This is a genomic window from Rhodococcus sp. BUPNP1 (assembly GCF_002215235.1).
Taxonomy (GTDB): Bacteria; Actinomycetota; Actinomycetes; order Mycobacteriales; family Mycobacteriaceae; genus Rhodococcus.
This window is the reverse complement of the sequence record NZ_NERM01000084.1, coordinates 1-440: the sequence shown is the minus strand read 5'-3', so window position 1 is coordinate 440 and position 440 is coordinate 1. Positions and strand designations below refer to the sequence as shown.

Below are 440 nucleotides of genomic sequence, written 5' to 3'. Positions count from 1 at the left end.
GTTGTTCGAAGGTGGCACCTTCACGGGCGCTGATCGACATTCCCTGTAAAATACAGTTTATATATTCTGCGAGCGCCTGCGGGTTACAGTGCGCCGGAATTTCACCGCGCTCCTGACGTTGGCGCAGAAACTGGATGAGCGTCTGTTCCTGCATGGCGTGGCGTGATTTTACCGTGCGGGCGATATCGCGCGAGGAGGCGGCCAGGGTGGCGGACGTATTAATCATAAAGCAGCCAGCCGGCGTGTCTGTACTGGTAAAGCAGGCGGCAATTTCTGTGAAGTAATCTTCCAGCGCCGATTCTACGCTTTTCTCTTCACAAAAGAGCTGGGCTTCGTGTTTTGAGGCAAAGCGAGTGATGTAGCGATCCAGGACAGCGCGAAATAATCCTTTTTTGTTAGTGAATTCCGCATAGAGAGTAGGCGCTTTCGCCCCGGTAGCC

At 53.6% G+C, this 440-nt stretch carries 1 protein-coding gene; it reads right to left on the bottom strand.

Annotated elements, in window-relative coordinates; translation table 11 throughout:
* A partial coding sequence (locus B9C99_RS25510; protein ID WP_088899802.1) for a TetR/AcrR family transcriptional regulator occupies positions 1 to 440 on the bottom strand: 440 nt, incomplete at both ends.